Genomic DNA, 7,699 nt, shown 5'->3' on the forward strand with positions numbered 1-7,699 from the left:
GCCATGGCCTGGGGGTGGGTGATCATACGAGCGACCTCATGAGGCGTCCGGTGAGGGTGTAGAGGGCGGCGACGGAGCCCCAGACCACCAGGGTGATGAAGGTGATCCGGGCGTCGAAGAGGGCGGCGGTGATCGCGATGGCCGCGAACCGCTCGCCGATGGGGAACACGATCATCTTGCGCGCCCAGTGGACGGCCCTGAACCTGCCGGCCTTGCCCCACATCTTGAGCACGGCCCGCAGGCCCTGGGTGCGCTCGGCCTTCCGGCGGACGAGCGCCTGACGCAGCTCGCGGTCGTCGGGGGCGTCGAGCGGGATGGTCGGCAGCTTGGCCGGCGGCTTGCGGCGGTTGGCGATGCCGAAGGAGAAGTCGAGCAGGTGGCGTACGGACTGCAGGCCGATGGCGGCCAGGGCCAGGATCCAGATGTCGTCGGTGTTGCCGGAGACCACCCAGCCGACGGCCAGGCCGGCGAAGACGACGTACTCCTTGAACCGGTCGAACGTCGCGTCGAGCCAGGCCCCCAGCACGCCGAACTTGCGGGCGTAGCGGGCGACCTGCCCGTCGACGCAGTCGAAGACGAACGCGAAGTAGATCAGCACGCCGCCGAGGACCATCCACGGCCGGTCGCCGGTGGCGAAGCAGGCCGCGGCGGCCACGCCCAGCGCGATCGACATCATCGTCACCTGGTTGGGCGTCAGCCCGCGCCGGGCCGCCCAGCGGGCGATGAACCGGGAGTAGGTGGAGACGAAGAACGTGGTGAAGAAGCCGTCGGCGCCCTTGACCGCGTGATTGAGCCGGGCACGGTCCTCGTCGATGCCGACGATCTCGGCGCCGGCCTCGTTGACCTCCTCCTGGGTGGTGACCCGGCGGTAGAACAGGTCGCGGCGGCCGCGGATGCCGACCGACACGCCGTTGCGCACCAGGCCGAACACGATGAGCTGCACCAGGTCGTCGTCAGGGCCGAAGCGGTCGGCCATGTCGGCCAGCGCGCGGCAGGTCTCGGCCAGGACGGGGGCGTTGCGCGCGCTGACGTGGAGGGGGCCGAGCACGATGCCGTTGGGCCGGGTCACGGCGTGGGTGGCGGTGCCGACCGACACCACGCGCCCCGACTTGCCGATGCGCACGCGCACGGGCAGCCCTTCGACGCGGTTGCGGCCGATCTCGGGCTCGGCCTCGTCGACCGGGATGCGCTCGACCTGGCTGTCGTCCTGGTCGCTGTCCTCATCCGCCTCCTCGGTCGCCTGAGGACGTGGCTCTTTGGCGACGAGCGCCAGAGCACCGCGCTTGGTCTTGGTGATCTGGTACATCAGCTCGTCGTGGACGACGGAGTTCTCGGGGATGAGGAAGAGGTTCTCCGTCGCGGAGTCGGCCACGTCGGCCACGGCGCGCAGAGCCGCGGCCACGTCACCCGAGGGGATCGTGGCGAAGCGGGGATCCATGGCGGCGAGCTGGCTGTGCAGCCGCTCGGCCACGGTGGGGTTGCCGGGCAGTGCGGCCAGCCTCAGGCCAGTCGGAGAGATGTCGGGGCCGGGCGAGGCGCCCAGCAGGACCACGCGGGTCATGACTCCCTTTCGAGGCGGTAGCGGGGGGTTGAACAACGGGTAATGCGGGGACAGGGGTCAAAGTCTAGTGAGAAGGACGTAAAGTCGTGTCACTGGAGGATGCCCGTAACGTCCGGTCCGCCGGTATAGGGGGCGGCCGTAAGATGTGCGGGTGAGTCTCTACCGTGACGAAGGCGTGGTCCTGCGCACGCAGAAGCTCGGTGAGGCCGACCGCATCGTCACCATCCTGGCCAGGCGCACCGGCAAGATCCGGGCGGTGGCGAAGGGCGTCCGCCGCACCACTTCGCGCTTCGGGGCCAGGCTGGAGCCGTTCACGCACGTCGACCTGCAGCTGCACACCGGCCGCACGCTCGACGTCGTCACGCAGGCGGAGACGATCAGACCTTACGGAGAGGCGCTGGCCGCCGACTATCCCCGCTACACCGCCGGCACCGCGATGCTCGAGACCGCAGACCGGCTGACCCACGGGGAGAAGGAGCCCGCGCTGCGGCAGTTCCTGCTGCTGGTGGGCGGGCTGCGCACGCTCGCCGACCGCGACCACGAGGCCAGGCTGGTGCTCGACGCCTACTTCCTGCGCTCGCTGGCCGTGGCCGGCTACGCCCCCGCGCTGGAGGCGTGCGCCAAGTGCCAGGCGCCGGCGATCAGGGCGTTCGCCATCGTGGCCGGGGGCGTGGTGTGCGGGGCCTGCAAGCCCGCCGGCGCGGCCGTGCCGGCAGGGGAGACGATCGGGCTCATGACGGCGCTGCTGCGCGGCGACTGGGCCACGGCCGACGCCTCCGAGCAGCGCCATCGCAGCGAGTGCAGCGGCCTGGTGGCGGCCTACCTGCAGTGGCACCTGGAGCACGGCATACGCTCTCTCCGTCACGTCGAAAGGGAGCCCGTGTGAACGTACGTCCTCCGTCCCCGCACCCGTCGGGGGCGACGCCGCCGCCCATCCCCAGGGAACTGGTGCCCCGCCACGTCGCCATCGTCATGGACGGCAACGGCCGCTGGGCCAAGGCGCGCGGCCTGCCCCGCACCGAGGGGCACAAGGCGGGCGAGTCCTCCCTCTTCGACGTCATCGAAGGGGCCCTGGAGCTCGGCATCCCCTACCTCAGCGCGTACGCGTTCTCGACGGAGAACTGGAAGCGCTCGCCCGACGAGGTGCGCTTCCTCATGGGCTTCAACCGCGACGTCATCCGCTGCCGCCGCGACGAGCTCAACGCCATGGGCGTACGCGTGCGCTGGGCCGGCCGGCCCGGGCGGCTGTGGAAGAGCGTCATCAGCGAGCTGCAGACGGCCGAGGAGATGACCGTCTCCAACAACAGGCTCACGTTGCAGTTCTGCGTCAACTACGGCGGCCAGGCCGAGATCGTGCAGGCCGCGCTCAAGCTGGCCGAGGACATCGCGGCCGGGCGGGTCAGGCCGTCGCGGGTCGACGAGAAGGTGTTCTCCCGCTATCTCGACGAGCCCGAGATCCCGCCGGTCGACCTGTTCCTGCGCTCGTCGGGGGAGCAGCGCATCTCCAACTTCCTGCTGTGGCAGTCGGCGTACGCCGAGATGGTGTTCCTCAACCGGCTCTGGCCCGACTTCGACCGCCGCGACCTGTGGGAGGCGTGCGAGATCTACGCCAAGCGCGACCGCCGCTACGGCGGCGCGATCCCCAACCAGGTCTAGGGGCTTTCGCTCGCCGGCCTAGGGCAGCCGCCAGAGGGCTTGGAAGACTCCGTCCGGGTCGTAACGCTTCCACAGGCGCCTGACCCGGTCGCCGGTCGCGCCCGGGTAGACGCGCTCGAAGGCGCTCTCGCCCGGACGGCTCTCGAAGCCGACATACGCCCCCTCGACCCGGTCGGCCAGCGGACGCCACGCCGCGTCCAACGCCACTCCGCGCTGCGGCGGGAACGCCGTGGCGACCACCAGAGTGCCCTGGTGGCGGTGCGCGTACGCGGTCGCGTCCGCCGGCACGTCGTTGACCGCCCCGCCCACCGACCGCATGTTGATCAAGGCTTGGTGACGTCCGCCGGCCGCTGCCACGATCGCCGCCGCGTCCTCGTCGGTCATGCCGGTCAGCAGGCCGTTGGTGGTGGTGCTGGGCTGCTGGCCGACGTTGGCGTGCAGGTGCGCGGTGGAGACCAGCGCCGGGTACGGGGCGAGCTGGGCGTGCTGGTCGAGCGTGTTGCCGATCCGGAGCAGTGGTTCGACCGCCGCCCGCACGCGCCGCTCGTCGGCCGTGGCCACCACGGCCGTGATGGAGGCGACCAGCGAACGGCCGTGCGGCAGCAGGGTGACGGCGGTGGACAACTCGCGGGGAGCCTCGGCCAGATAGTCCGCCCAGCGCCGCAGCGCGCGACCGCCCCGATCGACCTCGACGGCGATCTGGGCGTACCCGATGTCGCGCAGTTCGATCGCCTCGATCTCGAAGGCCACCACGATGCCGACCCCGGAGCCGGCGCCGCGCACGGCCCACAGCAGGTCGGGTTCGTGGTCGGCGTCGGCGCGCACGACGGTGCCGTCGGCCAGGACGACCTCGGCCGCGCGGATGTGGTCGATGGTCAGCCCGTAGCGACGGACCAGCCAGCCGATGCCGCCGCCGGTGGCCAGGCCGCCGACGCCGACGTTGCCGTGGTCGCCGGAGCTGATCGCCAGCCCGTACGGGGCGAGCGCCTGCGCGACCTGGGCCCAGCGGGCGCCCGCCTCCACCCGGACGATGCGCGCCGCCCGGTCGAGCACCTCGACGCGGTTCATCGCGGACAGGTCGATGACCACGCCGCCGTCGTTGGACGACCGCCCGGACAGGCCGTGGCCGCCGCTCCGCACGGACAGGGGCAGGCCCTGCTCGCGGGCATGGCGCAGCGCGGCGACCACCTCCTCGGCGTTCTCGGGCAGCAGCACGGCCGCGGGGCGGGCCACCGTCGTGTACGTGGAGCGCAGCAGGTGGTACCGGTCGTCCCCGGGAACGACGATCCTGCCCCGCAGCGCGGCCGGCGACGTCATCGCCGCCCCCGAATCCCGGCGACCCGCTCGCGGACCGCCGGGACGACCTCGCCGGCGAACACCTCGAGTTGCGCCAGGTGCTCGGCCACCGGCCAGAAGACGAACGTGTCGAACCCCAGGCCGACCGCCCACTCGGTGAGCGTGTCCGTCCACACGCGCACGTCCCCGATCAGGCCGGGACCGTGGCGTACGTCGCCGATCACGCCGATCACGTTGGAGATGCGCCGGATCTCGGCCGGGTCGCGCCCGGCCGCGCGGGCCGCCTCGTCGATGGTCTTCTGCTTGGCGGGAACCTCGTCGGGCCGGACGTAGATGTTCAGGGGAGAGATCCAGCCGTCGGCGGCGCGGCCGGTGACGGCGAGCATCTTCGGGCCCTGGGCGCCGAGCCACAGCGGGATGGGAGCGGGCGGCACGGGACCTGCCGCGTAGCCCTCGATCGTGTGCTGGTCGGTGAGCAGCCGCACCCCGCCGCCCGCCAGCGCGGCACGCATGATGTGCAGGGACTGCTCGGTGTAGGCGACCATCTCACCGCCGTCGCGCCGTCGGCCGCCCATGCCGGCGATGGCGTCGGCGAACGCCCCGCCGCCGACGCCGAGGGCCACCCGGCCCTCGGTCAGCACCCCGAGCGAAGCCGCCGCCTTGGCCAGCATCGCCGGCGGCCTTAACTGCAGATCGGCCACGTCCGTGAGGAACGAGACACGCCGCGTCCGGGTGGCCAGGTGGGTGATGAGGGTCCAGGTGTCGAGGTGGCCGGGTTGGTAGGCGTGGTCCTGGACGGCCAGGTAGTCCAGTCCGCCCTCGTCGGCGGCGTCGGCCAGCCGCCTGGTGTCGTCAAGCCGATCCGCTTCGGGATCGAGACTCAGCCCGAAGCTGAGGGGATGTCCGTAATCAGCCATGACCCCATGCTGCGCACGCGGGCGCCGTTGGGCAAAAGTGAGATTAGCTACTAATCTTTAGTAAGTGAGCACTCAGTCAGTACAGAGCGCCCGTCCGCCCGGCCTGACCATCCACGAGCCGAGCTGCCGCAGCTTCCAGGACATCGTCGAGCTCGTCGGCCGCCGGTGGACCAGCGCGATCCTGCTCGCCGGCCGGCGCGGCGCCCGCCGCTTCGGTGAGTACCGCGTGTCGGTGCCGGGGATCTCCGATCGGCTGCTCGCCCAGCGCCTGAAGGAGCTCGAATCCGAGGGCCTGATCTCGCGCACCGTGATCCCGACCACGCCGGTGCAGATCCGCTATGCCCTCTCCCCTGAGGGCGAGGAGCTGATGTCGATCCTGCAGCCCCTGGTGGACTGGGGCCACCGGCGCAGGGCGGCCGAGGAGGAGTGATTCGGCGAGAGCCGTCAGAGCGGGTTGAGACGGGCCTTGAGCAGGCAGAACTCGTTGCCCTCCGGGTCGGCGAGCACGTGCCACGGCTCCTCGCCGGTCTGGCCGATGTCGGCCGGGCGCGCACCGAGCTTCAGGAGGCGTTCGAGCTCGGCGTCCTGGTCGCGGTCGGTGGCGTTGACGTCGATGTGCAGCCGGGATTTCCCCTTCTCCGGCTCGTCCCTGCGACTGAGGATGATCGTCGGCTGCGGGCCGCCGAACCCTTCGCGCGGCCCGATCTCGATGCAGTCCTCCTCGCGATCGAGGACGACGAAGTCCAGCACCTCGCACCAGAACCGCGCCAGCACCTCAGGGTCGCGGCAACCGAGCACGAGCTCACTGATACGGCATGCCATGAACGAAACCTGCTTTCAGGGGGACCTGTCGGAACGGCCTCATGGGGCTCCGGGCGACCGTACCGGGCGAGGTGAGCGGCGGCGAACGGTTTTCCGGCCGTGGGCGAGCTGAAACGCGCTCTAACCGCGGGTGGAGCCCAGGGCGGCCACGTAGACGGCCGACGGGTTGCCGGGCCGCCAGCCGGGCAGCGGGTCGATCGTGGCGATCTGGACGAAGCCCAGGCTCTCCCAGAAGGCGTTCGTCCCCTCGTAGGGGGCGTAGCCCGCGGAGCGGTCGAGCGTCTTGGCCTCCACGAGCCGGACGCCGTCGCGGGCGAGTGCGCGCCGGTCGGCCACCGTGGAGCCCACGACCTCGTCGCCCTCGGACACCGCCCAGGACGCGTGCCGGGCGAAGTCGTCCTGGACGGCGTCGGGCACGTCGGGTGCGAAGTGATCGGGTAGCGCGCGGACGATGGCCGGCATGGTCGGAAGGTCCTCAGGGTATGCCGGTCGCACGGTCGCCATGCCGTCCAGGATGACGCTCCCTCGACCCTGTGACCACATTCGCGACATACATCACATCATGGGATGATTGGGATTATTCGCCCCAAGCGGCTGGTTAACGCCGATGTAACACAACAACCACGCCGGCCGCTCGGAGCATCCAGAGCCCCGAGAACGGCAGGCGTACCAAGGGGAACACGCGATCATGAGTAAGATCGTTATGCGTTTGACCACGGCCGCCGCGACTGTGGCGGTCACGGGGGGCATGCTTTTCGCCGGGGCGGGAGCCGCGTCGGCGACCACGAACACGGGGCAGAACGCCGCCATCAGCCAGCAGGTGGTCCGGCACGACAGCGCCGCCAAGCGCTGGGACGGGCAGCGGTGGTGGTTCCGCTACAGCGGCCACGGCGACTGGTACAGCTTCGACCAGGGCGAGCGCTACCGCTATGACGGCCACCGCTTCTACCGGTGGAGCGGCGGCAAGTGGAAGGCCGTGTCGGCGTCGTACGCCCGCCGCCACGACCTGTACCGCCACGACTTCTTCCCCGGCCGCTCACCCCGCGGCCACCACGGCGCCGACCACAGGTGGGACCGCGGGTGGGACCGGGGTTGGGACCGCGGCGGTCATCATGGCAAGGACCACGACCACGGCAAGGGTCACAACGACCACGGTGACCACCACGACGGCCACTACGGCCGCTGACATGTGAACAACTGACATGTGATCGACAGGGCCGGCCCGGCACCACGGGCCGGCCCTGTCGCATGCCGTGGGGTCGGGGGTTCGCGCACGGGTGGATGACATACGGCGCAGATCCGGCTCGAAAGGGCAGACGCGTCAGGCGCAGACGGCGCCCGCTGAACGGTCGCTCGGGGCGGCGCGTGTCGAAAGGCCGGGGACGGGCAGTGCCGTGCGTCGAGCGGCCGGGGGTCGAGGGTGGCGCGCGTTGAGCGGTTGGGGGAC

At 71.2% G+C, this 7,699-nt stretch carries 9 protein-coding genes; 4 read left to right on the forward strand and 5 right to left on the reverse strand.

Annotated features, from left to right (window positions below; genetic code table 11):
- Positions 1-22: 22 nt before the first annotated feature.
- Positions 23-1,561 (reverse strand): CDP-alcohol phosphatidyltransferase family protein, encoded by a 1,539-nt coding sequence (locus tag C1J01_RS43965; protein WP_111184954.1) that lies wholly within the window; start codon positions 1,559-1,561, stop codon positions 23-25.
- 151 nt (positions 1,562-1,712) lie between these two features.
- Between C1J01_RS43965 and recO the strand changes: the two genes are divergently transcribed.
- Both recO and C1J01_RS43975 read left to right on the forward strand, forming a co-directional pair.
- On the forward strand, positions 1,713-2,447 hold the full coding sequence (recO, locus tag C1J01_RS43970) for a DNA repair protein RecO (RefSeq protein WP_111184955.1): 735 nt from the start codon (positions 1,713-1,715) through the stop codon (positions 2,445-2,447).
- Positions 2,444-3,217 (forward strand): isoprenyl transferase, encoded by a 774-nt coding sequence (locus C1J01_RS43975; RefSeq protein WP_111184956.1) that lies wholly within the window; start codon positions 2,444-2,446, stop codon positions 3,215-3,217. The genes recO and C1J01_RS43975 overlap by 4 nt, the downstream gene beginning before the upstream one ends.
- Positions 3,218-3,235: 18 nt before the next feature.
- Here the strand turns inward: C1J01_RS43975 and C1J01_RS43980 are convergent, their stop codons facing one another.
- Both C1J01_RS43980 and C1J01_RS43985 read right to left on the reverse strand, forming a co-directional pair.
- Entirely contained in the window at positions 3,236-4,534 is a 1,299-nt protein-coding gene (locus C1J01_RS43980; RefSeq protein ID WP_111184957.1) for an FAD-binding oxidoreductase, read from the reverse strand.
- The gene (locus tag C1J01_RS43985; RefSeq protein ID WP_111184958.1) at positions 4,531-5,430 is read right to left on the reverse strand and encodes an LLM class flavin-dependent oxidoreductase; all 900 of its coding nucleotides are present in this window, start codon (positions 5,428-5,430) and stop codon (positions 4,531-4,533) included. Before C1J01_RS43985 ends, C1J01_RS43980 begins: the two co-directional genes overlap by 4 nt.
- Positions 5,431-5,494: 64 nt before the next feature.
- Here C1J01_RS43985 and C1J01_RS43990 point away from each other — a divergent pair, with 64 nt between their 5' ends.
- On the forward strand, positions 5,495-5,860 hold the full coding sequence (locus C1J01_RS43990; RefSeq protein ID WP_111184959.1) for a winged helix-turn-helix transcriptional regulator: 366 nt from the start codon (positions 5,495-5,497) through the stop codon (positions 5,858-5,860).
- A gap of 14 nt (positions 5,861-5,874) precedes the next feature.
- On the opposite strand, the gene C1J01_RS43995 is transcribed toward C1J01_RS43990, so the two are convergent.
- Both C1J01_RS43995 and C1J01_RS44000 read right to left on the reverse strand, forming a co-directional pair.
- On the reverse strand, positions 5,875-6,252 hold the full coding sequence (locus C1J01_RS43995; protein WP_111184960.1) for a VOC family protein: 378 nt from the start codon (positions 6,250-6,252) through the stop codon (positions 5,875-5,877).
- Between the two features lie 120 nt (positions 6,253-6,372).
- A complete protein-coding gene (locus C1J01_RS44000) occupies positions 6,373-6,714 on the reverse strand; it encodes a hypothetical protein (RefSeq protein ID WP_111184961.1) in 342 nt (113 codons plus the stop codon).
- Positions 6,715-6,940: 226 nt separating this feature from the next.
- On the opposite strand from C1J01_RS44000, the gene C1J01_RS50650 reads away from it, so the two are divergent.
- Positions 6,941-7,438, forward strand: coding sequence for a hypothetical protein (locus tag C1J01_RS50650; protein ID WP_181449303.1), 498 nt, complete (start codon positions 6,941-6,943; stop codon positions 7,436-7,438).
- Positions 7,439-7,699 lie beyond the last annotated feature (261 nt).

The organism is Nonomuraea aridisoli (assembly GCF_003236395.1).
GTDB classification, from domain to species: Bacteria; Actinomycetota; Actinomycetes; order Streptosporangiales; family Streptosporangiaceae; genus Nonomuraea; species Nonomuraea aridisoli.

Excerpts from the sequence above, each read along its gene's own strand:
- C1J01_RS43965 (WP_111184954.1), bottom strand. The coding sequence starts at position 1,561 with ATGACCCGCGTGGTCCTGCTGGGCGCCTCGCCCGGCCCCGACATCTCT.
- C1J01_RS43980 (WP_111184957.1), bottom strand. The coding sequence starts at position 4,534 with ATGACGTCGCCGGCCGCGCTGCGGGGCAGGATCGTCGTTCCCGGGGAC.
- C1J01_RS43985 (WP_111184958.1), bottom strand. The coding sequence starts at position 5,430 with ATGGCTGATTACGGACATCCCCTCAGCTTCGGGCTGAGTCTCGATCCC.
- C1J01_RS43995 (WP_111184960.1), bottom strand. The coding sequence starts at position 6,252 with ATGGCATGCCGTATCAGTGAGCTCGTGCTCGGTTGCCGCGACCCTGAG.
- C1J01_RS44000 (WP_111184961.1), bottom strand. The coding sequence starts at position 6,714 with ATGCCGGCCATCGTCCGCGCGCTACCCGATCACTTCGCACCCGACGTG.
- C1J01_RS50650 (WP_181449303.1), top strand. The coding sequence starts at position 6,941 with ATGAGTAAGATCGTTATGCGTTTGACCACGGCCGCCGCGACTGTGGCG.